Raw genomic sequence first — 24,100 nt, forward strand, 5'->3', positions numbered from 1 at the left:
GATGGACGGGCGGCTTAATTAAGCCGCGAGCGCGTAGTTTTGAGTGTTCGCGTTTATTTTTTTGCCGCTTTTTTACGAGGCCTGCGGCACCTCGGCTCGCAACCAAAGACGGCATCGACTAGGTCGACACCAATCACCCCCGTTTTCTATCAATACATATACCGTCCAAAAAGCGGAAATGTTCCGCCCGCTCCTAACTAGGGCGGAAATAGGTTAACGCCCCACTCACAAGCCGAAACAGGTAGCTTGCTCTTACCGTACCTGTCATGAGCTCCCGCTCAAGGCATGGGGGTGCTGTTATCTGCAATCTCGGCGACGCCACGTACAGCTGTTCAGAAGTTAATGAAGACCGCATCTAGGCTCCTTTCAAAAAACCTCAAACATTTTTGGCTTTTCGTTGTCTAAACTGCTAGCAGCTCGTTAGGGGATAACCCCTTATGCTCTCCTTCTCTAAAACATCGGAGAGGTTTGGCCGAAAGTCTTTATAGCTCGAGGCTTTCGGCCTCTTTTTTTGCCGGGTTAGGTGCGTTCGTAGAACCGCTTTAACAGAATAAGCCCTCCTATGAGCAGCAGCACGGCCAGCACGCTCACCAAAGTCCCTACAGCCTCCTGCACAAAGGCATGCTGCCCTTCGGTGGAGAGAGAGGCCTGCGCCCCCACCAACAGTATCTTCCGAATGAGCGAGATAATGCCTACCAGCAAAAACTCTTTAAGGGTGGCCTCTATCGAACGCGCAATGAGATAGGTAAGAATGGTGCGTAGCAGCTCCAACAGAATAACCGCAAAAAGCAGCCCGCTCAGCAGTTCCAGGCTGATGTGGAGGAAGCTGTTCTCATGTTGGGCGCTCATTCCCGCCGTATGAATACCGATGGCGATGTGCACCACCTGCAAGAGGAATAGGCCGAAGCTGTAGAGCAGCACCGAAGCTGCAGCCAGAATAAACAGCACGGCAACAGCGATATGGGCGAGGTTATCTAGCCATTCCAAATGGGCTACGGCCTTTAATGTGTTTTGGACGGACGGCTCGTCTTGGGTCAAGGCTGTTCTCCTACCTGCATCTCCATCTCTTTCTTCAGAAGGCGCTTCAGCACCTTGCCGGTGCTGCTACGTGGCAAGCTGTCGCGGAAGAACACCTTACGCGGCACCTTGTAGTCGGCCAGCCGTGCCCGACAGTGGCGAATCAGCTCGCGATCTAGCCCCTCTTGGCTCACCCCCTCCTTGCACACCACCACGGCGACGACCTCTTCTCCGCGTAGGGCATCCGGCAGCCCGATTACGGCCACATCCGCCACAGCCGGATGGGTGATAAGCACCTCCTCCACTTCCCGAGGGTAGACGTTCAGCCCGGCCGTAATCACCATGTCTTTCTTTCTGTCCACGATATAGAGATAGCCATCTTCATCTAAACGGCCGAGATCGCCCGTGTGGTACCATCCGTTGCGCATGGCCTCCCGTGTGGCCTCCGGCTGGTTGAGGTAGCCCATCATCACGTTATCGCCACGCACCACGATCTCGCCCACTTCGCCGGTGGGTAGGGGCCTATCTTCATCATCCACAATGGCGATCTCCACGCCGGGGAGCGGAGGCCCCACGCTGCCCGGCTTTCGTGGGCCTTCTAGCGGGTTGGCACTGGTAACCGGGCTACACTCTGTTGGGCCGTCGCCCTCGATAACGGGCACGCCAAAACGCTTCTCAAGCGCTTCCAACATCGCTACCGGTAGGGGCGCGCCACCGGAAACCAAAAACCGCAGGCTCGAAAGATCGAGGGTGGGATCGGGCGGTAGCTGTAGCAACGCATAGAACATGGCCGGAACGGCCGGCAACACGGTAACCCGATGGCGTGCCACCGATTCAAGCACTTTCCCCGGCGAAAAGCTGTCTAACAGCACACTGCTCGCCCCTACCATCATCGGCAGGTTCATACAGACCGTTCCGGCAAAGGCATGAAACAGCGGCAACACCGTGAGAAGCCTATCTTCCTGGGTAAACTGAAGCCGCCCTAGCACCTGCTCGATGTTGCGGGTGAGGTTGCGATGCGAAAGCATGGCCCCTTTGGGATGCCCTGTCGTTCCCGACGTGTAGAGGATAACCGCACAATCCTCCTCCTGAACCGATGGCAATGCCGCGGAGGATAGCGGCTCGTGGGTAAGCAGATCGGAGAAGAGGATGAGGCCGGGCACGGATTGAGGCGAGATCGGCGTCGAGGTTGAGGCCGGAGCGGAGGCTCCTGTAAGGCATACAATGTGATGCAACTCCGGAAGCTCCTTACGGGCTTCAAGCACATTGGGCAGCAGAGGTTCTGCTGTGAGCACAAGTTTCACCCCGGCGTCGCCCCAAATGTAGGCAAGCTCAGGCGGTTTTAGCATCGGGTTGGCGGGCACAGATACCGCCCCCAAATAGGCTGCAGCATAGTAGCCCATAATAAAGGCCGGGCTGTTAGGTAGGAGGAGGGCTACCCTATCGCCGGCTTCCACTCCGAGCGCGGCATAGCCGGCAGCCAATCGGCGTGTCTGCTCGGAAAGCTGCGCAAAGGTGATGGGCTGGTCACGAAAAATAAGGGCCGTCCGTTCCGGTAGGCGTTGGGCACCGTTTTCTAACAGTTCACGAAGCAGCATCTTTCCTCTTCTCTCCTAGATTCGACATCAGAACAGAATTCTCTTGATAATAAGCGCATAAATCGGTTAGGGGACATACCTCACAGCGGGGACGCGAAGCCTTGCATACACGACGCCCATGTTCGATGAGGGCCACATGAAAGCGATAGATGAGTTCGGGCGGCACAAGCGCCTGCAGGGCATCGTGCGCCTTGGCCTCGCCAATGCGCTTCTCAATAAGCCCTAGGCGCCAGGCCACGCGAAACACGTGCGTGTCCACGGGAATAACCGGGCGCCCCAAAGCAAAGCAGAGCACGATGGCAGCTGTTTTTGGCCCTACACCGGGCAGGGCCATAAGCCATCGGCGGGCCTCGTCATCGGGCATCTGCTGCAAAAGATCGAGGGTATAACCCCCCACTTTTTCACGCAGTGTGCGTAAAACGGCCTGTATGCGCGCCGCCTTGCTGTCCGCCAAACCGCCGCTGCGAATGGTGTCGGCCAGCTCTTTCGTGGGCGCCTTCTCTACTGCCTCCCAAGTAGGAAAGCGCTCCTTTAATTTGCCAAAGGCGCGAAACGAGTTGGCATCGGAGGTGTGTTGCGAGAGGATGCAGGAGATAAGCTCATCCAACGGCGACATCCTCGGTTGCCATTTGGGAACGCCATAGCACGCTTCGAGACGATTCACGATCTCGCGAATGCGTGCTTCTAAAGACATCAAAGGGTTCTTTTGAGCCTCCATAATGCACATTCTACCTAAAGGCAGTCCAAAACCTAGGTTTGCTGCCCGATCTTTTCCCGGCCGCTTAAGGCCGTCTTGCCGTCGCAACCACTTTACGAAAAACGGCCTCTATTTTAGGAGCCTGTTTCTCCACCGTAAAATGGGCGCACACCGTTTCATAGGCTCGCTTGCCAAGCTCAACCCTCCTTTGGGGGTTCTCGTAAAGCTCCACAAGCGCCTTGACAATCGCTTGGGGGTCGGCCGGAGGAATGAGATAGATCGAATCCGGCTCGGCGGCGCACTCCGGTGTGCCTCCCACCGCCGTGGCCACAATGGGCTTTTGCGCCGCCATCGCCTCGAGTATGGCCACCGGAAACATTTCGTCTAGCGATACCAACGTGTAGACATCAAATGCCGCCAACAGCTGGGGCACATCCTGCCGGTAGCCAAGCCAAAGAATCGCCTCCTGCACACCGAGCCGGTTTGCTTCTCGACGTACCTTTTGATAATAGCTCTCCGTGCGAACGCTGCCGGCAAGCGCCAAGCGCAAACGGGGTATTCGCTCCAGAAGCTGGGGCAAAGCCCGAATAAGGTAGAGCTGCCCTTTACGCGGCAGAAAATCGCCAATAGCCCCCACCAAGAAGGTCTCTTCGTCCACACCGAGGGCGGCTCTGGTTTGCAAGCGCGTGAGAGCATCGAACCCGCGGAAGCGGGCCACATCCACGAAGCCATGCACGGTATCAATGCGGTTTGCGCGAACCCGGTTGAACCGTAGGTGGTAGCGCCGAGTCTGTTCGGAAACGGCGATGATGTGATGAGCAAACCACCAATGGGGATGGATTTTGTGAGAGTGTGCCGTCGTTACGCAGGGAATGCCGCTAAAGCGCTCCAGAAAAACCCCGAAGTTGTGGGCACGCGACATATGTGTGTTGATGACCTCGATGCCTTGCTCTCGCGCCAGGGTGGCCACCCGACGCAGCTCATCGGGTGGCCAACGGTGCATATCGCTTTCAACGACCGTTACGTTTGGGGTATGTGCCAACTGTTGGCCGATCCAGGCGTTGTGTCGGCACACCAGCATCACCTCGTTGCCCCGATGGGCCAGCTCTTGCGTGAGCAACAAGCAGTGAACTACAGCCCCGTTAACGCCCACGCCGGAGATGATCTCCATTATTCGCATACGGCCGTCCCGGCCTTATGGCAGGCCACCGCCTCGTCAAAAACCCGCTGGAGGTTAGCGAACGCACGATCCATCGTAAAGCAACACCTTACCCGCTCTTTACCGGCAGTGCCAAGCCGCCTGCAGAGGGCCGAATCTTGCTGAAGGCGACGCAAGCATTCGACCATCGCCTGCACATCGCCTGCGGGCGCCAGCAGGCCGGTCTCCCCTTCTATCACGATCTCCGGAACCCCTCCGGCTCGAAAGGCCACCACCGGCTTCCCCGCTGCCATGGCCTCCAACACCACCAGCCCAAACGGCTCTCGCTGAGAGGGCAAACAGAACACCGTGAAGCGTCGCATAAGGGCAGGCATATCTTCCCAAAACCCTAGCAGATGAAGACGCCCCTTCAAAGGGCCTCGTGCCATCTCCTCTAGCCAAGGGCGCATTCTCCCTTCACCGGCGATCACAAAGTGGGCAGTCTCCAATTGAAGGGCCACCTCCACCAACTCGGCAAAGCCCTTCTTAGGGGAAAGATGCGCCGCCGCGCCCACACAAAACGCCTCGGAGGGAACATCGCCCAACTCGGCAACCGGCCCCTCTTCGAAAGGAGCCGGGTCTATGCCGTTATGCACCACGCGTAGGCGCTCCCGTGGAAGCCCCTGGCGCTCCATATGCGCGGCTACGGCCTCGGAAACACAGACAAGCAGGGGAGCAAACCGGTAGCACAGAGCCGTGTTGAAACCATGAACCATCGCCACACAGGGGATGTGGCACCACCGTGCGGCCAAAGCACCCCATAGCGTCGCACTGGAAAGGTGGGTACATACCAAATCCGGCTTGAACTGCAGAATGGCCTCCCGTAAAACCCGCAGCGCACGCACATTGAATTTGCCCGATATCGGCACGGCCACACAATCTACTCCCTCTTTACGCGCCCTGCTTTCGTAAGCCGCATGAGGTTTCGTCAGCACACGAACAACATGCCCCTGCTGCATCTGGGTGCGTGCAATGCCAAGCACTAAAAGCTCCGCGCCCCCCACATGCGAGGGCGTAATAAGATGAAGAACTCGCATAGCTATCCTTAGTATCCAAAATGCTTCAAACGTTCTCTACAGACCCTGTAGACCCAATCCGGTTCTATGCCGCGCATGCAGTCGTAGCGCCCATGACACGTTGGGTGACGATAGCACGGACTACAAGAGAGACCTAGATGGAGAGTGGTATTTTGTGCGCCATAGGGTCCGAAGCGCTTGGGGTCGGTCGGTCCCATGAGAGCGACAATGGGCGTTCCCACCAGACTAGCGATATGGGTGGCGCCGGTGTCACCTCCCAGAAACAGATCGCAGCGGCTGATGGCGGCGGCAAGTTCGCGCGGTGTGGTACACCCCACGAGGGAGAGGGGTCGCCCTTTCATCTGGTCTCTGATCTCCTTATCGGCCGTGGCTTCGGCCTTGCCTCCAAACAGAATCACACTATAGCCGGCCTCCAAAAACCGATCGGCCAGACGTGCCCAATGGGAGGGTGGCCACGTCTTATTAGGCACCGAGGCGCCTATATGCATCCCGATTCGTGGGGAGGGTGCGCCCTCCAATAGCTCTTCTGCCCGCGCGATAAGCGCCGGATCGCGCGTGAGATAGGCCGGCGGCTCCTCCGGCAGTCTCTCCACACCTAAAAGACGCGCAAAGTTAAAAAGGCATTCCACCGCGTTGAGGTGTTCGGGTGCGGCGACAATAGGGTTTCCCGTCAAGAGGCCGCTGAACTCGCGCCCGCTCTCCCAAGTAAATCGCCGAGAGGCTCCTGAAAGACGCGCCAAACAGCCGCTGATGAACAGCCCCTGCATATCCAGGGTAACATCCGGTCGAAATCTCCTGATGGGCTGCCACATGGCCATAATGGCCTTTATTCCGCGAGGGGCGATAAACAACTCATCTATAGAGGGATTCCCAACGAGCAGATCGGCCAATCCGTTGCGCACCACCCAACCGATCTTCACATGCGGGTATGCCTTACGAATGGCATCCACCGTTGGCACCGTTCGTGCCACATCGCCGAGAGCGCTCATTTTGATCACCAAAAGGCGCTCGACGTTCTGCATATCCACTACCGGAGAGACCGACGTCACCGCTCTTCTCCTGTAAGGCGTTCTGCAGCCGAATTGGGGTGTTCTGGCACTCCCTCGCGCCTTTCAAAAACCCACGGAGAGGCACGCCACCGATCGTGCAACCAGAGCCACTGCGTGGGGTTTTTGCGAATCTGGTCTTCTAAATGCCTGTTTATCATGGTCATGATGGCCAAAATGTCGGCAGAGCGATCGCCTGTCGGCTCATAGACCTCCGGCGGCTCAAACAGAATATGAAAACGCCCATCTTCACGTCGTGTACACCAGCTGAAAAGGAGGGGCGCCTTGGTGTGGAGATGAAGAACGGCCGGGCCGTCCGTTGTGCCTGTAGGAAGCCCGAAAAAGGGTACCACAACATCGCCCGCATTTTGGTCGGGAAGAATGCCTACCAGCTCGTTCTTTCGCAATGACTGCAGCACCGGTCGCACGGCTTCACCGCGCCGGAACACATTCGCCCCGCTTTGGAGCCGCGTGTTGGTGAGCAGCTTCTCGGTTTCAGGGTCTTCCGATCTTCGCGCGATGACGTTGAGGGGGTAATCGTGAGTGGCCAGCCATCGCGCCAAAAACTCCCAATTACCGAAGTGCCCTGTAATGATGAAGGCGCCTCGCTGCCCCGCCAAGGCTTTCTGCAAATTTTCCTCGCCCTCAACCACGACCATGCGGTCTATGGCGGAGCGGTCGAGCTGAGGCAACTTTACAAACTCGGCCACCGCCATGCCGAAATGAAGAAAAACAGCGCGCGCCATGCGGCGCCGTTCTTTCGTCGGCAGGTCGGGGTAGACGAGCGCCAGATTCTTATGCGCCGTGTTCCGATAGCGCCTTAAGACACCGTAGAGCAGGAACCCAACGCCGCGTCCAACCCATCGGGCGGCCGGTAAGGGAAGCAGGCGAAAAAGGCCTACAACCGTAGGCAGTCCAACGCGCCCGGCCAGCCGGGTAAGGCGCTTCTTCATGGGCAGCGGAGAGAGGGCAGCTTCCGGATTTACCATCGCCTGTTTCCCTGTGCCTCCTCCACAGCTTTGAGTACCTCTGTCATGAACTCGTGCTCCGCATCAATATGCATGCTCACCTGCAAAGCGGCCAAAGGCCGTGCAGAGCGCAAGGGCATTAGCTTCACCGCATCCTTCTCGGTGGTAATAACGGCCTCCGCATTCACGGCACATGCCTTTTCCATCACCTGTTCGATCTCTTTAGGAGTATACACATGATGATCGCGAAAACGAAAGCTCGCAGCCAGTATACCGCCCAGTTCGCCGATCATGGTTTCAAAAAGCGTCGGGTCGGCGATAGCCGAAACGGCCACCACACGCCGCCCGGCAAGCCATTGTGCCGGCACATAGACCTGGTCGGCGAGAAAGCGAAGTTGGCCGGGAACGGGGTCTGCCGTGAAGATCGGCTTGCCCGGCACGAGGCGGCGGAGATGCGTCATAAGGGCTTCCAAAGCCTCGATCGCCAAGCGCCCCGCGTTGGTCAGCAAAACGATATGGGCGCGACGGAGGTGAGAGGGTGGCTCCCTCAACAGACCGCGGGGGAAAATCCAGCCGTTATCGAAAGGGTTGAGCGCGTTCACTAACGCAATTTCGAGGTCTCGGTGAAGCTGCCAGAACTGCATTCCATCGTCTAGCACCAACACATCCGGCTGAAACTGGCCGATGGCCAGCGCCCCCGTCACACGACGGTCTTTGCCCACAACAACCGGCACACCGGGCAGATTCCGTGCTAGAAGATAGGCTTCATCTCCGGCCTCTTGAACGCCCAAGCGAACCTTTTGACCATCCGAAACGATAGCGCTGCTGTGCTCGAATTTTCCTCGATAGCCCCTGCTTAGCACAACAGGCTGAAGCCCTTCTTCCTTCAACAGACGGCAAAGCGTGTGGACGGTGGGCGTTTTCCCCGTGCCGCCCACGGTGATGTTACCGATGCTGATCACCGGTCGCGGAAGACGGGTGCGCCGCCGTAGGCCTACACGATAGGCCATAAGGTACAACTCGAGGCCTAGCCGGTGGAGAAGCGCCAGCACGAGCAGCAAGCCTCTTAAAATGAGCGGCACGAACCCACGGCGGCCACGTATAACGGAGAGCACGTAGGCTTCTAAAGACTTTGTGGTTGAGGGTCTCTTTTCTTTCTTCATCGAGAGGCCCCCGCCCCCAGCAGAGGGATTAGGGCCTCAACACATCTTTGCGAGGCCCCACGATTGGCTTGAATGAGTGCCACAGCACGCTGAGCCAGTTTTTCGAGGAGACAAGTGTCTCCTAAAAGCTGCAGCGCCTTGTTTGCTAACTCCTCGGCGCTTGTCACCGGAAAGGCCACACCTGCCTCATTTGCCAATGCCACTTCGGCCCGAATCGTGGCGTAGTGAGGCCCGTGGAGAACAGGTATGCCGTGTGCAAGAGGTTGCAAAATGTTTTGACCCCCTCCCTGAACGACCGGAGGAAACGTGTTGCCGATGAAGGCGACATTGGCGATCGCGTAAACATCCGCCAGTTCTCCCATCGTATCGAGCACAAGACAGTCGGTTAGAGAGCCATTAGGAGATGTGCGCCGCATGGGGTTTAGGTTCGCTTGGCGGAGAATCTGCAGGGTCTCCTCCACACGGTTCAGTTGACGTGGTGCCACCACCAAGCATAGGGAGGGAAGGCGCCGCTTCATTTGCAGGAAAGCCTCCACAACAATTCTCTCTTCGTCGCTGCTTCGCGTGCTGCCGGCAATGAAAACCGGTGCCTCTAACGGCAATCGCAATTCGGCTCTCATCTGTTCTCGCCGTTCTCTGTCGAGAGGTTGTATCTCCTGATCGAATTTCGTGTTTCCCACCACCTTTACACGCCTCTCGATGGATGTTCCTCCCAACGCACATATCCTCTCTGCATCGGCTTGAGATTGCATCAGGAGAAGGTCTACGTGGCCGAGCATCCATCGGAACAGGCCCGGAGCGAAGCGGCGCGCGCGTTCAAAGCTTCGTGGGGTTATTCTGCCGTTGACGAGAGCCGTCTTTACCCCTTGGCGCTTTAGTGTGTGGAGGAGATTGGGCCATAGCTCACTCTCCAAACTAACGTAGAGTTGTGGGCGCAGCGTTCGGACGACGTGCCGTACTACCCAAGGCAGATCGAAAGGGGCGTAGAAAAGCCCTTCAAGTAACGGCGAGGCCTGTTTTACGGCCACCTCATAGCCGGCCGGCGTGATCACGCTGAGAAACAGGGCATAGTCCGGTAAGCTTGCTTTTAACGCACGCAGAATCGGCAGGCTTGCCACAACCTCTCCGGCCGACACCGCATGAACCCATATGCGGTTCGGGGAAAGAGGCTTAAAGGAGGGTAGGCGCCCCCAGCGTTCAGGCCAGCCCGGACGCGATTTGCCTGAAAGGAAACGTTGTGCCAGGTAGAGGGCGAGAAGGGGTGAGGCGGCAGCAAGCAACAGGTTGTAGCGATAGTAGGTAGCGTTGCCGTTTTTCAATCCGCCCCTTCCTCCCTTTCAAACACTCCGTTCCGCGCTCGGTTTCCATATGTAGGGGCGGGTTTGAAACCCGCCCCTACATGCGGTGGCTTGCAGCGGGTTCTATAAGGTCAACAGGCCCTCTAGGCTGTGAGCGATTCGTGGCGGGCCTCCTGAGCGACGGCCACGGGTTCAGGCTGCGGTTTGCCCAACAGATCGCGAGCAGCAGCGGCAAAGTCGTGAGCCGTTAGCATACAGAGCTGGTGGAGAATGGGGATGGCGCCGTGTTCAATGAACTTGTCGGGCACCCCAAAGAGCTTTGCCTTCACATTCGTTACTCCGGTCTCTGCTAACAGCTCGAGGATGGCCGATCCAACGCCGCCGTGAACAACCCCTTCCTCCATCACGAGAATGCAGCCGGTTTTCTTCGCATAGGCCAGGATGGTCTCTGCATCCAGAGGCTTTGCCCATCGCAGGTTAATAAGCGCGGCGTCTATCCCCTCCGCCCGCAGAGTTTTTGCGGCCTCGAAGGCTGGCACCACCATATTGCCGTAGGCAAAGAGGGCGATGTCGCCTCCGTCAAGCAACACCTCCGACTTCCCATATTCGATGGGCGCGCTCTCTACCGGCCACTCCACAGAGGGCGCATTCCCACGTGGATAGCGCACGGCGATAGGCCCTGCATGAGGCCCAACCACATGCTCCTGCACCATATAGCGCAGCATCTGAACCAGCTCCGGCCCATCCTTCGGCGCCAGGAGCGCCATATTGGGAATGGGGCGCATATAGGCTATGTCGAAGACGCCGTGATGGGTTGGGCCGTCGTCGCCTACCAGTCCGGCGCGATCGAGGCAGAAGAGAACGGGCAGGTTCTGGATGGCCACATCGTGAAGGATCATGTCGTAGGCCCGTTGGAGGAAGGTGGAGTAGATGGCCGTGATAGGTTTCATGCCTTCGGCGGCCAGCCCTGCCGCAAAACAGACGGCATGTTGCTCCGCGATGGCCGTGTCGAAATAGCGATCGGGGAACTGCTTGCTAAACGGTGTCAGCCCCGTGCCATCCGGCATGGCGGCGGTTATCGCCACGATCTTTGGGTCTTCCGCAGCCAACTCCAGTATTGTTTTGCTGAAGTAGTTCGTCCAAGACTGGCCGCTCGATTTGCTGCCCGCAGCGGTGCCTTCCGCAGTCTCTTTGAACATGGGCGGGGTTACGGCGTGCCATTTGCGGGCATCCTCCTCGGCCTTTTCATAGCCCTTCCCTTTCACCGTAAGCAGGTGCACAAACACGGGCCCTTTGATGCTCTTAATGGCCGTGAAGAGGTCTATAAGCAGATCGAGGTCATGACCATCCACCGGTCCGATATACTGATAGCCGAGCTGCTCAAAGAGAACACCGGAGTTCTCGGTGGAGACGAGGTGGGTTAGGTTGTGTTTTAATACGGAACCGGCCGCTCGGAAAACAACCTGCCCGGGGGTTTTGTCAATACGCTTTAGCAAGCCGCTTGTCCGGCTCTCAAGGCTTTGATAGAGCGGCGTGACGCGCAGTTTAGCCAGGTATTTGGCCAGCGCCCCCACACTCTCGGCGATGGACATCTCGTTGTCGTTGAGCACAACCACAAAGTTTCGCCCGCTATGGCCGGCATTGTGCAACCCCTCCAGCGCCAGGCCTGCCGTCATGGCCGCGTCGCCGATAACGGCCAGCACATGCTCCTCGTTGCTCTTTCCGGCAAAATCACGGGCGACGGCGAAGCCGTAGGCCGCCGAGATGCTCGTTCCGGCATGCCCTGCGCCGAACAGATCGTACTCGCTCTCCTCACGTCGGAGGAAGCCGCTGATGCCTCCGTATTGGCGCAGTGTGCTGAAGCGATCGAGGCGCCCCGTCAGCATCTTGTGGGCGTAGCACTGATGCCCCGTGTCCCAAATGATCTTGTCCTTAGGAACGGAGTAGACCGTATGCAGCGCGAGAATCAGCTCCACAGCGCCCAAATCGGAAGCGAAGTGGCCTCCCGTTTGTGAAAGATGATCCACAATGGCCTGACGCAACTCGCGGGCGACCTGTTTGAGCTGGTCACGCGAAAGCGTTTTGAGGTCATCAGGGCTTTTTATTTGAGAAAGAATCTCGTACATAGTGTTTATTCCTCGCGGCCCCAAAACCTAGGAGCCGACACTCTCGCCTTAATAACAGACAGATTTTTCTAAGTATACACGATTCATACGATGTGTCGTGCGCCTCCCTCCTCACTGTACGGGCAGAGTTTCAGAGAACTTCAAGGGGAAGGCACCGACAACACGCAACGGCGACAACGCTCAGAGTACAAACGATGATTCTACCTCTTTGTCTTCACGGTGTCAACGTACGGTATGGTTACAGAGCACGACCATACGGACTTCAGAGCCGTTAGAAACGGCCTCCACGGCGCCGTTCTGGTCTGTCCGATAGGTTTTTACCCCGGCCTCCGTCAATCGCTCTATCACGACCGGGGAAGGATGACCGTAGAGATTATGCGCTCCCACCGAGACAACAGCAAACTTCGGATGGGTTGCCTGAAGAAAATTGGGGGTTGTTGAGGTATCACTGCCGTGATGGCCGACCTTCAGCACGTCGCACCCTACGGCTTGACCATCGGCAAGCAGGGTGGCCTCCTCCGGCGCTTCCGCATCGCCCATGAGCAGGAAACGTGTCCTGCCGTAGTCCACACGCACCACAACGCTGGCGTTGTTCGGTGTTCCGGATCGCTCGACGGGTGTAGGTGCCAAAAAGTGCAAAGTTACTCCATCTCCACAATCTATTTGCTCCCCCGGAAACGGCGTTATGCGTGGCACATGGTGTCGGGATGCGGCAGCCACGTAGTTTGCCTCCTCAACGGAGTTTTCGTTTTGCCCGTTATCTAGGAGGGCATCGCAGGGAAAGGCATCGAGGAGAGTGGCAGCCCCTCCGATGTGGTCGGCATGGGGATGAGTAAGGATCATGGCGTCTATGTGGGTAAACCCCTCGGCATGAAAGAAAGGGATCACCACCTCACGTCCCATATCCTCACCGGTCTCCTCGTTGTCACGGCCGGTATCCACCACGAAAATCCGGCCGCTTGGTGTAGCGATAACGGCGGCGTCGCCCTGCCCCACATCGAGAAAATAGACGCGGAGGCCCTTTTTACCCCACCGAGCGAAAGCCCCCCAACCGAGCAGAATCAGGCAAAGGCTCAATAGGAGAACGAGCAGCAGAAGGTAGGTTCGCATCACGATGGAGAGCGCCAAGCTATGGACGGTAATTTTGGAAGGGGAGCGCATTTAAAACTCCTCTTCGACCGGCAATCGGCCTAGGGGTACGGTGTGCCTTAGGAAAAGGATGCCTGCCAAGATAAGCCCGTAGAGCAGCGCGATAAGGGCGACCGGTGGAGAGCCTACAGAGAGTTCGGCCCAGAGGGGTTTTGAGAATAGTGCCGATAGCCCGATAAGGGCTTTCAGACCAGGGGAGATGCCGAGCAGGAACGGCCGCGCCAGAAGAGGGTGGACGGCGGCGGCTAAAACGGCCGCATACCCCAAAAAGAGAAGCGGCAGGGCGATAACCAGCAGGCAGAAGTTGGCCATGGGCGCTATCACGGAGAGTGTGTGGAAGTGATAGGCCACCAGAGGAGTGGCGCCGATCTGGGCAGCAAGCGAGAGGAAGAGAGTGGCGTAGAGAAAACGCCCTAGGGGAATTAGCATCCGCTCGAAGCTGGTGTCCTTCCCCCCGTTGGAGGCTTTGCGAAGGCGGTTTTGGAGCAGATGTTTGAGAGGGTACTCGATGACCGGCGCAAGGAGCGCGATGGTGATGACGACGGCATAAGAGAGCTGAAACCCTGGTGTGAGCAGCATCTGCGGATTCCAAAAGAGCAGCAGCAACCCCGAAGCACAAAGCGCCCCGGTGAAGTCCGGCTCACGTTCAAAGAGGGGGGCTATTAGGTAAAGCCCAATCATTGTGGCGGCACGAAGCACGGCGGGGCGTCCGCCTGCCATAACCACAAACAAGCCAAGGGCACACACGGTGACAAGCAGCGCCATTTTGCGCGGCGCTCCTGCAACCCGTTGGAGCATCCAAAGCAGCAGGAGCGCGAACATCCCCACGTGTAAGCCGGCCGTTGCAAGTAGGTAGGTAGCGCCCGTGCGATCAAAGGACGAGGCCAGCGCCGGCGCAAGGTTCCTGCGATTCCCAAAGAGCAGAGCGCCCAGCAGTTCGGCCTCCGTATTCGGAAGAGAGGCTTTCATCGCGGCAAGAGCACGCCTCTGAAGGAAGAGAGCACAGCGTTGGAAGGGCGCTTGAAGAAGGCGCGGGGGAAGCAGCCTCCATGCAGAGTCGTCTCGTGCTATCAGCACAAACCGCGAGTCTGTGTCTGGATCGGAGTAACAGGCAGGGCAGCCCGGATCGCGAGGCGGTGTGGAGAGGGCGATCTTTCCGTGCACCTCGATGCGATCGCCGTAAAGGGGAAGCGTGATAAGGTTTGGAGGAACCGGAAGGTAAACGCGGATATTTTGAGAGACAGGGCACGAGCCGTGCAGGCCGTTAAGAAGCCGTTCCACCTGCACATCGGCCAGTAGCAAACGAAAGTGACTGGCCGTACGAAGGAGTTCTGGATCGGTTTGGAGGGTTCCCTGGAGGGTTACAAGGCCGCTATTGGGCAAGGGAAGGGATGCCTGTGCGAGCGTTTGAGATTGTCGCGCAGTATGGGCGCGAAGGCCCCCTAAGAGGAAAGCCACGGCCATAAAAGCCGCTAGGATGCCCGCAGAGCGGCGCCAAAAGAAAAGACAGCATGAAGCTACCCAAAACGCGGTAAAGGCCGTAAAAAGGGCGTTTAGAGGCCATAGAAGGCCTATTCCTGCCCCGGCTGTGAAGCTGACCGCGATGTAGGCGATGGGGCGCGGCCTCACGGCTCTTCTAACCTACAGAGGGGGCAGAGCGCATAGGGCGTTTTATGGAGCACCTGGCACTGTTTACAGGCTTTCCAACCGCGCTCCAAACGCCAGTGGTAGAGCCGCGCCTCCATTTCGAGCCGATGCGATATCGCCTGGCGCACGCGCAGATTCGGGATGCTTTCTAAGGCGGCCTGGCGCGCCCTCAACAGCTCCTGCTCCTCATCGGTGAGAACCACCTGGCGTAACTCCTCTGCCGTCGGCTCCTCCTCAGGAAAGGAGGGGTCCTCTCCGTCCACCCCCTGTGCGCGAAACACGATGTCTGTGACGACGCCGGGGCCTAGCAGCCGTGCTAATTTCTGCAGCAGCTTATGTTTGTGAAGGACCAGCTCTTGAGACCAGGTGGAGCTGCGGGTGCGCACAAAAAGCACCCCGTTGTGGATCATCTCTGCACGCGAGGCTTTGGCCGCCTGCTCCCCCACCACACGCGGCCAGCAGACCAAGGCAAGGCTCTGCCGAATGAGAGGCGCGCTCTCTAAAGGGGCGATGGCCTGCATGAGCGCTTCCGCCAAAGGACCTCCTCTCAGCAAAGGAATGAACGGATCGTCTGACTTATCGGGCCGCCTCATAGGGAATGCGCGCGAAACCTTCGGCTTTCAACACACAGAGGAATCGCACTCCTCCTTTCTCTGTGGTGTCTCCTTATGCTAAAACTGTCGGCTCGGCCGTTCCGCTAGGGTAGGCCGCTGCATAACACGGCGCAAGGCCACCTACTGCGCCTCTTTCTCCAAAACCACGGCACTTTCCGATACCGACCGTTCCGGTGCCTCTTTTTGGAGATGCGCCCCGAACCCTTCAAAACAGACGGTTCCCGCCCTCACCTGAAAGACGGCGGCATCCCGCAGCACCTCTTTTGGAAAACTCCGCAGGTTGGTGCAGGTAAGGAAAGTCTGACATCGTCCCTGAATCCATTTCAAGAGCCTGCGGCGCCGCACGTCGTCAAGATCGCTCATCACGTCGTCAAGCAGCATCACGGGAGGCTCTCCCACAAAACTCTCCATAAGGCAAAACTCCGCAAGCTTTAACGAGAGAGCCACCGTGCGCTGCTGCCCCTGCGACCCGTAGATGCGGGCATCCACACCGTTGATCAGAAAGACGAGATCGTCGCGCTGCGGGCCGATAAGGGTTGTGCCCCTTCGCAGCTCCTCCTCCTGCATCTGCTGCAGATGGCGCTCAAAAAGGTTCCTAAGCTGCCTCTCCTCCGCATCGTACACAACCGTAAAGGGCGAGACCTTTTCGGCAGACGCTTCGGCGGTCAGCATTGCAGTGCCGGCTTCCTGTGTTCCCAGAGCGGTATCCGACGCGAGATCGATTCCGGACTGGTAGCGCAGCTCGAGTCGCTCTTTCCCCTCGCTTAGCTCCTCATGGATTTGGGCCACTAAAGGGATGAGACGCTCGATGTAGAACAGACGCCTTCGGATAAGCGACGTTCCGTAGCGAACCAGCTGTTCATTCCATACTTCCAGCCCAGAATCCTTTCGCGCTAGGCGCATCTCTCTCAAATCGCGCAGCAGGCGGTTGCGCTGTTCCAGCACGCGACGATAGTGACCGAGATCGTAGACATAGCGCGGGCTGATCTGCGATATCCCCATGTTGAGAAAATGACGTCTGTCGGCAGGCTCGCCTGAGACGATAGCAAGTTCCGATGCCCCAAAGAAAACAGCGTTGAACTGGCCGAGCAAATCGAGCACACGTTCGCGCTTGAGATGGTTGATCTGCACGCTTTTGCGGTCGGTTTGAAAGAGGGTTAGAAACAGCTCCACTTCCCCTTCACGTTCTCGAACGACCTCGGCATGGATGTGAGCCTGCTCTGTGCCGGTGCGGATCATCTGCGAGTCGCGTCCGGCACGCATGGAGCGCGTGGTTGCCAGAAGCGCTATGGCTTCGAGCACATTGGTTTTGCCTTGGGCGTTCTTGCCGTAGAGGATGTTGAGGCCCTCTGCGGGTTCGAGCGTGAGTTCGGCATAGTTACGAAAATCGGTTAGGTGCAGGCGACGGATGTGCATAGCAACAGTAATTGTAGCAGAATGCGACGGTACAGGTTTTGGATGCCGTTTTTGGCTGTCTCGCTTGCGTCTCCCTGCGCTCTTATAGGACTGGCACTATTATTATATATAAAAAGAATCTTACTGTTATTATTATAGCGCCCCATTTTGGTGGAAAACTTTGTAATAAACTGTTCCTTTGTGTTCCTAAAATTTCGTTATTTACGCTTATTTCAACTCAAAGCACATTATTTTAACTTCGTAAATGTAGACATAGTTCAACTCACTTCTATCCCAGTTTTCCACCAAGATGCCCGATTTTTGGTGGAAAACTTGGTGGAAAACTGCCGATCTTGGTGGAAAACTGCCGATTTTTGGTGGAAAACTTCGGCCCAAAAATTAGGCCGAAAAACGTTTTTTTGAGGTTTTGGTGGATAGTTTTGTTGTACAACGACGTTTTCTTAATATAGTTTTTCTTTCCTTGTCTCATAATAGGGTAATTATGTCGTATTTTGGTTTATTGGTTATTGGTGGATAGTTTTGCTAGTTTGGTGGAAAACTCGCCAATTTTGGTGGAAAACTGCATAGGTTTTGGTGGATAGTTTTGTTATTTAGCTGAAAATGAGAGTAAAACTTCGTTCACCCCAGAATCTCGCTTCCTAACCCAATTATCGGCCTCCGAACCAGGCCTCTTTACCCCCCTTGAACTGAGCCAATAAGCCCCCTTTGGTGCCCTCCGATGAGCTTTTTCCGTAATCTCTTGGCAGAGGCGCTAGGTTTTTTAAACGATGACTCAAGCGCATGAAGCCCCTCAAAGCAGGATTTTGCCGAGAGAAAGAAGAACACCAAACTATGTTTTGCACCCGTAAAGCCCTTTTGCCCGTGCTCTTCCTGTTCGGCCTGTTCCTAACGCTCTGGCCGGTTGCAGGTCAGTCTAGCCCGGAGGGATGGAGCTGGATATGGAGCCCGGATGGAAACCATCCTCCGGAAACGCTTTTTTTCCGGCTCCGCTTTCGCCTACCACGTCGCCCGACCTCCGCAGTGCTTTATATAACGGCCGATGATGCTTTCGAGGCCTACATCAACCAGAGTCGCAAGCCCGTGGCCACAGGGGATGACTGGACGACCGTGCGAAGTTTCGATGTGACTTCCTACTTGCATACAGGGCTGAACCTACTGGCAGTGGAGTGTCAGAACCAACGCGGGCCGGGTGGGCTGCTTTTCAAATTGGTGGTAACGATAAGCCCTAACAACGTGCTTACCCTGGTCTCCGACGGCAACGTGCGGGTAAGTCGGCATCCACCGATCGCTTGGAACTCCCTAAAGCTGAACGACGCCGGTTGGCAGCACGCCTTGGTCGTCGCTCCGGTGGGAGGAGGAGTATGGGGGCCGCTGCACGGCTCACTCTCTTTCGACTACTCCCGCATCGTGCGTGTTTGGGACCTCGCTCAAGGGCTTCCTCAGGGCGCCGATCTCTACCAGGCTCCGCGCCCGCTTGGAGCGCGTATGCCCATGATGTCGAGCATGACGAGTGTGGACGACATGAAGCTCGTGGCCAATGCCGGCTTCACGCTGTTCCAATCCAACTCGGATAACCTCTCTACGGAGGAGGAAGCCCCTGGCAAATGGAACTGGACGGTGCCCGCACAGGCCTGCGCAACGGCTCATCGCCTTGGGTTGGACTGGAGCTATTTCGAGCATGAAGCCTTTCCACCCCCGTGGTATCGCGAGAAGGTGCCGTTTACCCGCATCGAGTGCATGGAGCATCACCTGCCGGTGCAGGCCTTCTCGCCATGGGACCCCACCTGGAAAACGTTTATTGAGCAGGGCTATGCCGCCTTAGCCAAGGAGTTTGGGGAGGCTGCCGAGCCGCAGGGGGCAGGCGCCGACGCCGGTACTCTTAACGTGCTCTGCGTAGGCGTTCACGGCGATTACGGGCAGGCAGGTCTGCTGACTGGCGGGAGGGTACGGGTTCCGGAACAGCGGGAGGACTGGATTAAGCGCTTTGGAAATGCGCATGACCACCTCGGTTTTTGGTGCGCCGACCCCTTAGCTCAGGCCGACTTCCGCAAGTCCATACTGGAGAAGTACCACACGCTAAGCGCCCTGAATGCGGCATGGCATACCCACTACCAAAGCACCGACGACATTGCCTATCCCTCCGATCTCTACGACCCGCCCGATTTTCCCGATCGTCAACACTACCTCGATTTCATCGAGTGGTATCGCGATAGCGTGGGGCGAGCCATTCGATGGAACCTAGAGGCCGCCCGAAAGAACTTCCCCAATACCCTCCTACTGCTGCCTGCCGGCTTCGCCGATGAAGACCTACGCGGTGGAAACGACAACAGCCTTATCCCCAAGTTGGCAGCGCGCTACAATGCCGCCGTGCTTTCGTATCATGGTGGCGCCAAGCCCTTTGCGCAGAATGCGGCCACAGAGTTAGGGCGCTTAGGAAGTGCCTGCCGCTTCTATGGAGCCCCGCTGTGGATAGCCACACCGGGGAGCCTTACACCCGATCAAACGGTGGCACGCATCTATGAGGCCGCATCGCAAGGGGCTGCCGGTTATTTCGACTGGGCGAGTAATGTGCTCTCCGATGCCAACAGGAACGTCTACTATCGTTACGGGCGATTTCTGCAGATTGACCGGCCCATCGTGGATGTGGCCATGTTCTATCCGGCGAAAGCGCAGGAGATAAGGCCTCAGGAGGGCTACAACGAGACCTTCGCACGTGCCTGCGCCGAACTTAGAGACTATGCCGACTTCGACATCGTGGACGATCGAATGGTGGACGATGGCTGTCTCAACAACTACCGCATTCTTGCCCTATGGGAGGGGACGATCTGCCAGCCGCAGACCCTACAAAAAATCAAGGAGTGGGTAAACAACGGCGGGGTGCTCATCGCCTACGATTTCGGCAAGGTGACCGATTTTAGCGGCGATATCTCCTGGTTTAAAGACCTGTTTGGGTATGTCCAAGACCTACAGCCCGCCTATATGCGAGAGCGCTATTTGGGCGATTTACCTAGCACCTACCGCATTCCCGTGGGAGACCCGGAAATGGCCGGATTTCTAGAGGGGCAGTGGGCCGAGCCGGACACCAACGAGGGAACCGCACGAAGGTGGACGGGTGAGACGGCCACGGTGCGCCTACCGCTCGATGTACAGAAGCGCTATGTGTTGGTTGTCCATGCCAGCATTCCACCGGAGGCAGCAAACCTCAAACATGAACTTTTGGTGAACGGCCGGAAGCTAGGCGACCTTGACACTGTAGGCGATGTGCGCTATCGCTTTTTGCTACCTACCGACCTCTTTGAGGACAACCTGCAGGATCGCGTTGCCCTGGTCAGTCTCACATTTCGCTCGCAAACTTTTCTGCCGCCCAAAAGCGCAACAGGTACTGCTGGGCCTGGCCCTTTGGGCATCCACGTGGAGTCGGTGGGTGTGATGGCGCTGGAGGGGGCCGGATCGGAAAGCCCGGAGGAGATCATCGAGAAAGCGCCTGTGCCTCCCGGCCGCATCCGCTCCTATATTGACCTAAGTCACCTCACCTCACCTACATCATCCCAAAGCTGGGTGCGACGCTATGGCAAGGGGCTAACCATCTACTTTCCTGCGACCCGCGATCTCCTCAAAGGCTATCTGCAGGTCATTCGTTTCGCTATTTACCACCTGAGCCAGATCGACCCCGGCCGGAAAGACGCTCTGCCGATAGATGATGCTGCGGACGGGGTCTATGCAACTCTCTTCCCCGACAAAATTCTCTATTACAACTCCACCGACACAGAGAAGACGGAGCATATCGTCATCCCCCCGGAAGATTTCGCCATGTGGAAAGACCAGGTGACCGTTCCTCTACAAAACGAGTGGACACTCCGCCTACCCCCGCACAGCATTGGTGCTATCTACTTCGGCACACCGCCGCAGGAGCTGCTCTACGAGTGCGAAGGCTTCACGCAGCCCAACGGCATGAAACCGCGTACTTCATCCGACTGCAGCCCCGGTGGCCCCGGCCCCACCTGTCTCTTTGTGGCCGCGGGAAAAAGCATCAGCACGCGTTTCCGCATCGAGGTGCCGGGAACCTATAGGGTTTTCTATCGTGCCCTCCATGGAGAACAAGTCGCCCCTGCCCAAATCCAGGTAGATGGCCAGCCCGTCGCCGGAGACGATAGCCTCCACGGCCAGACGCGACTGGCAGGAACGGTAAGTTTAACGGCCGGAATCCACACACTCACCCTAACGGCCCTACCCAATTTGGCCGTGCGGGCCGACTTTGTTCTGCTCTCTAACGACCCAGATGTGGCCGGCTACACGTTTGCCCTACAAGCCACTCCGGTGAACTAAACGCAACTTTCAAGGCAAAAGCTAGCTATTGAACCAAGGAGAATAACCATGTCATCTAGACGACGTTTGTATTCTATTTCAAGATGGTTCGCGATCGGTGTCGCCGCTTTACTCCTTCTCATCCCCTGCCTTGGTTGGGGACAGGGAGGGGCATCATCGCAAGCCCAACTTATCGATCCCTCGCAGCCCTACTGGTTGCAGTGGAAGAGCATGTATCCCGACCGGGTTGCAGCTATTCTACGAACTGCCGACGAGGTCATTGCCCACGGTCCGTTTCAAGCGAACTGGGTCTCTCTAGACCACTATCAGATTCCAAAATGGTACCTAGACGCTAAGCTGGGCATTTTCATTCACTGGGGAGTCTACTCTGTTCCTGCTTTTGGTAGCGAATGGTATCCACGGGAAATGTATCTTCAAGGCAGCGCCACTTTCAAACATCATGTTGCCACCTACGGGCCGCAAAATAAGTTTGGCTATAAAAACTTCATCCCGATGTTTGAAGCGGAGAAGTTCGACCCGATGGCCTGGGCGAAGCTTTTCAAGGCGGCCGGTGCCAAGTATGTCGTCCCCGTTGCGGAGCATCATGATGGCTTCGCTATGTACGACTCCGATCTCACCACTTGGTGCGCCGCCAAAATGGGGCCGAAGCGCGACATCATCGGCGAGCTGGCACAGGCAGTGCGCAAGGAGGGGCTTATTTTTGGACTTTCTACCCATCGGGAGGAGCACTGGTGGTTCTACAATGGAGGAATGCAGTTCGATTCGGATGTGAGAGACCCCAAGTACTATTCCCTCTACGGCCCTGCGGCTCCGGAGAACGTGCCGCCTACCAAAGCCTTCTTAGACGACTGGCTCGCACGTGACTGCGAGTTAGTAGATAAGTACCATCCACAAATCGTCTGGTTCGATTGGTGGATCAACACGCCCGCTTTCCGGCCTTATCTGCAGCGCTTTGCGGCCTACTACTACGACCGTGCAGCACAGTGGCACAAAGGGGTGGTCATTAACTACAAGTACGCCGCTTTCCCCCCACAAGCTGCCGTGCTCGATCTGGAAAGAGGTGAAATGGAGGGGATTCGACCACGATTCTGGCAGACCGATACCTCTATTTCAAATAACTCATGGGGCTATGTAACTCAGCAGGATTTCAAAACCCCAGAGCAGGTTGTGCACGAACTTGTTGACATTGTGAGCAAGAACGGATGCCTCCTACTCAACATCGGGCCGAAATCGGACGGCACAATCCCTCAGGAAGAGGTGGACGTTCTGTTGAACATGGGCAAATGGTTGAAAATAAACGGAGAGGCGATCTACGGCACCCGTCCGTGGGTGATCTATGGAGAAGGCCCCACGAGAGTCAAAGGAGGCGCTTTTAGCGATACCAGCCACAGCGCCTACACGCCGGAGGATATTCGCTTCACAACAAAGGGCAACACCCTCTATGCCATCGTTATGGCATGGCCACAGGACGGTGTGGTGCGCATCCGCTCCCTCGGCACCGATGCGCGCTTCGCCACGGGAAGCGTCCGCTCTATTCAACTGCTCGGTAGTTCGGCTCGATTGCACTGGGAACAGACATCGGACGCGCTTGTAGTTCAACTTCCTTCTCAAAAGCCCTGTGACTACGCCTATACGCTAAAGATAACGGGTCTCCGTCCAGCTCCCCAACTGCCCATCACCGCCAACGGCCTCCGGCTCGATGCCGAACACGCCCAACTCCACGGAAATCAGATACAGATAGAAAATAGCTACGGTGAGTCGGATATAGGGTACTGGGACGATCCTGCCGATTGGGTTTCCTGGAAGGTGCATTTGCCGGCCGGCGTTTATCGCCTAGAGGCGCGCGTTTCGGCGGTGGCTCCCTCGGCCATTACGCTGCAGATAGGCGATAAACGCTTTACCCTGGCGGTGCCCGCCACCGGTGGCTGGGGCGATGCCAAAGAGATGCCGGTGGGAACGCTTACCGTCGCACATACCGGAGATTATGAGCTTACCGTGCGCGCCGCCGATGCTGCCCATTGGAAAGCCGTAAACCTCTTTGAGGTGCGGCTTGTTCCCGAGAAAGGGGCTTCCTAGAGAGTCAAAAACTTTTTGAAAAAGTTTCCCAAAACTCTTGTCAAATCTGGCTAACTGTGTTATAATATCATTGTACATCGGCCGCACGGTGCGTTGGGGGGACGACCGTGAGGCCAGGGAGGCCTCGCTCCCGCAGACCGGATAGGGAGACCGGTACTTCGTGCGGAGCTGGAGCCAAGTGCAGGGCAGCAATTGGGGGGATTGCTGCCCTGCTTTTATGTGGTCTCTAAGATTTCCTTCGTCCGCCGATGCCGGTAAGCAAACAACGCCTCCACCCTGCGCCCCACAACCATGCGCTCCACCCTCGCTCCCAGCCCTCCGAGAGGAAGTTCGTACTCCACCAGGTCGCTAAGGCGGGTTTGATGGGGGCTAAGGGCCTCGAAACGATGGGTGTGCTGCCATCGGCGAAACGGCCCTGCCTCCTGCCTGTCGGTGAAACTGTGAGGTGGGTTGTACTCCACGATGCGTGTTTTCATGGTGATGGGGAGGAAGCCGAGGAGGGAGACGCGGATAAGGTAGAGTGCACCCTGTTGCATGGGGGGACGTTGTCCTAGAATGCGGGGTCGCAGTAGGGGCGGAGTGAGGAGAAGGAGGGAGTCCACTTTGTTGTGAAACTCCCAAACGCGCTCTAGGGGTGCGTTGATCTGGCAGACAAACAGGCGTTGGGGCATGTATGTTGTTCCTCTTTTCAAAGCAGGTACACTGTTGTTACGAACAAGAGGAA

At 57.1% G+C, this 24,100-nt stretch carries 17 protein-coding genes and 1 other RNA gene; 2 read left to right on the plus strand and 16 right to left on the minus strand.

What is annotated here, in order from left to right; genetic code table 11:
- The 15 genes from ssrA to recF form a co-directional block, all read right to left on the minus strand.
- Positions 1-141, minus strand: a transfer-messenger RNA (tmRNA) gene (ssrA, locus tag VKV29_RS06595); the annotation flags it as partial.
- Between the two features lie 378 nt (positions 142-519).
- Complete coding sequence (locus VKV29_RS06600) at positions 520-1,038, minus strand: hypothetical protein (RefSeq protein WP_324200512.1); 519 nt, start codon at positions 1,036-1,038, stop codon at positions 520-522.
- On the minus strand, positions 1,035-2,615 hold the full coding sequence (locus VKV29_RS06605; RefSeq protein WP_324200513.1) for a long-chain fatty acid--CoA ligase: 1,581 nt from the start codon (positions 2,613-2,615) through the stop codon (positions 1,035-1,037). Before VKV29_RS06605 ends, VKV29_RS06600 begins: the two co-directional genes overlap by 4 nt.
- Positions 2,602-3,309: an endonuclease III gene (locus tag VKV29_RS06610; RefSeq protein WP_324200514.1), complete on the minus strand. Its 708-nt coding sequence runs from the start codon at positions 3,307-3,309 to the stop codon at positions 2,602-2,604. Before VKV29_RS06610 ends, VKV29_RS06605 begins: the two co-directional genes overlap by 14 nt.
- Positions 3,310-3,397: 88 nt before the next feature.
- Positions 3,398-4,492 (minus strand): glycosyltransferase family 4 protein, encoded by a 1,095-nt coding sequence (locus tag VKV29_RS06615; RefSeq protein WP_324200515.1) that lies wholly within the window; start codon positions 4,490-4,492, stop codon positions 3,398-3,400.
- Entirely contained in the window at positions 4,483-5,547 is a 1,065-nt protein-coding gene (locus VKV29_RS06620; protein ID WP_324200516.1) for a glycosyltransferase family 4 protein, read from the minus strand. The genes VKV29_RS06615 and VKV29_RS06620 overlap by 10 nt, the downstream gene beginning before the upstream one ends.
- A gap of 8 nt (positions 5,548-5,555) precedes the next feature.
- Positions 5,556-6,596, minus strand: coding sequence for a glycosyltransferase family 9 protein (locus VKV29_RS06625; protein ID WP_324200517.1), 1,041 nt, complete (start codon positions 6,594-6,596; stop codon positions 5,556-5,558).
- Entirely contained in the window at positions 6,593-7,582 is a 990-nt protein-coding gene (locus VKV29_RS06630; protein WP_324200518.1) for a lysophospholipid acyltransferase family protein, read from the minus strand. The genes VKV29_RS06625 and VKV29_RS06630 overlap by 4 nt, the downstream gene beginning before the upstream one ends.
- Positions 7,576-8,724 (minus strand): tetraacyldisaccharide 4'-kinase, encoded by a 1,149-nt coding sequence (lpxK, locus tag VKV29_RS06635; protein WP_324200519.1) that lies wholly within the window; start codon positions 8,722-8,724, stop codon positions 7,576-7,578. Before lpxK ends, VKV29_RS06630 begins: the two co-directional genes overlap by 7 nt.
- Positions 8,721-10,043, minus strand: coding sequence for a 3-deoxy-D-manno-octulosonic acid transferase (locus tag VKV29_RS06640; protein ID WP_324200520.1), 1,323 nt, complete (start codon positions 10,041-10,043; stop codon positions 8,721-8,723). Before VKV29_RS06640 ends, lpxK begins: the two co-directional genes overlap by 4 nt.
- 122 nt (positions 10,044-10,165) lie before the next feature.
- Positions 10,166-12,148, minus strand: a complete 1,983-nt coding sequence (dxs, locus tag VKV29_RS06645; protein ID WP_324200521.1) for a 1-deoxy-D-xylulose-5-phosphate synthase — start codon at positions 12,146-12,148, stop codon at positions 10,166-10,168.
- Between the two features lie 222 nt (positions 12,149-12,370).
- Entirely contained in the window at positions 12,371-13,309 is a 939-nt protein-coding gene (locus VKV29_RS06650; RefSeq protein ID WP_324200522.1) for a ComEC/Rec2 family competence protein, read from the minus strand.
- Positions 13,310-14,926, minus strand: coding sequence for a ComEC/Rec2 family competence protein (locus tag VKV29_RS06655; RefSeq protein ID WP_324200523.1), 1,617 nt, complete (start codon positions 14,924-14,926; stop codon positions 13,310-13,312).
- Positions 14,923-15,480, minus strand: a complete 558-nt coding sequence (locus VKV29_RS06660; RefSeq protein ID WP_324200524.1) for a DUF721 domain-containing protein — start codon at positions 15,478-15,480, stop codon at positions 14,923-14,925. The genes VKV29_RS06655 and VKV29_RS06660 overlap by 4 nt, the downstream gene beginning before the upstream one ends.
- Before the next feature lie 198 nt (positions 15,481-15,678).
- Complete coding sequence (gene recF, locus VKV29_RS06665) at positions 15,679-16,974, minus strand: DNA replication/repair protein RecF (protein ID WP_324200525.1); 1,296 nt, start codon at positions 16,972-16,974, stop codon at positions 15,679-15,681.
- An 831-nt stretch (positions 16,975-17,805) separates the two neighbouring features.
- Between recF and VKV29_RS06670 the strand changes: the two genes are divergently transcribed.
- Together VKV29_RS06670 and VKV29_RS06675 are read left to right on the plus strand one after the other, a co-directional pair.
- Positions 17,806-21,300 carry a hypothetical protein gene (locus VKV29_RS06670; RefSeq protein WP_324200526.1) on the plus strand — a complete coding sequence of 1,165 codons (3,495 nt, stop codon included), beginning with the start codon at positions 17,806-17,808 and terminating at the stop codon, positions 21,298-21,300.
- A gap of 48 nt (positions 21,301-21,348) precedes the next feature.
- The gene (locus VKV29_RS06675; protein WP_324200527.1) at positions 21,349-23,376 is read left to right on the plus strand and encodes an alpha-L-fucosidase; all 2,028 of its coding nucleotides are present in this window, start codon (positions 21,349-21,351) and stop codon (positions 23,374-23,376) included.
- A 215-nt stretch (positions 23,377-23,591) separates the two neighbouring features.
- On the opposite strand, the gene VKV29_RS06680 is transcribed toward VKV29_RS06675, so the two are convergent.
- Positions 23,592-24,047: an SRPBCC family protein gene (locus VKV29_RS06680; RefSeq protein WP_324200528.1), complete on the minus strand. Its 456-nt coding sequence runs from the start codon at positions 24,045-24,047 to the stop codon at positions 23,592-23,594.
- Positions 24,048-24,100 lie beyond the last annotated feature (53 nt).

Origin of the sequence: Chthonomonas sp., from assembly GCF_035294165.1 — a bacterium.
In the GTDB taxonomy this organism is placed as follows: Bacteria; Armatimonadota; Chthonomonadetes; order Chthonomonadales; family Chthonomonadaceae; genus Chthonomonas.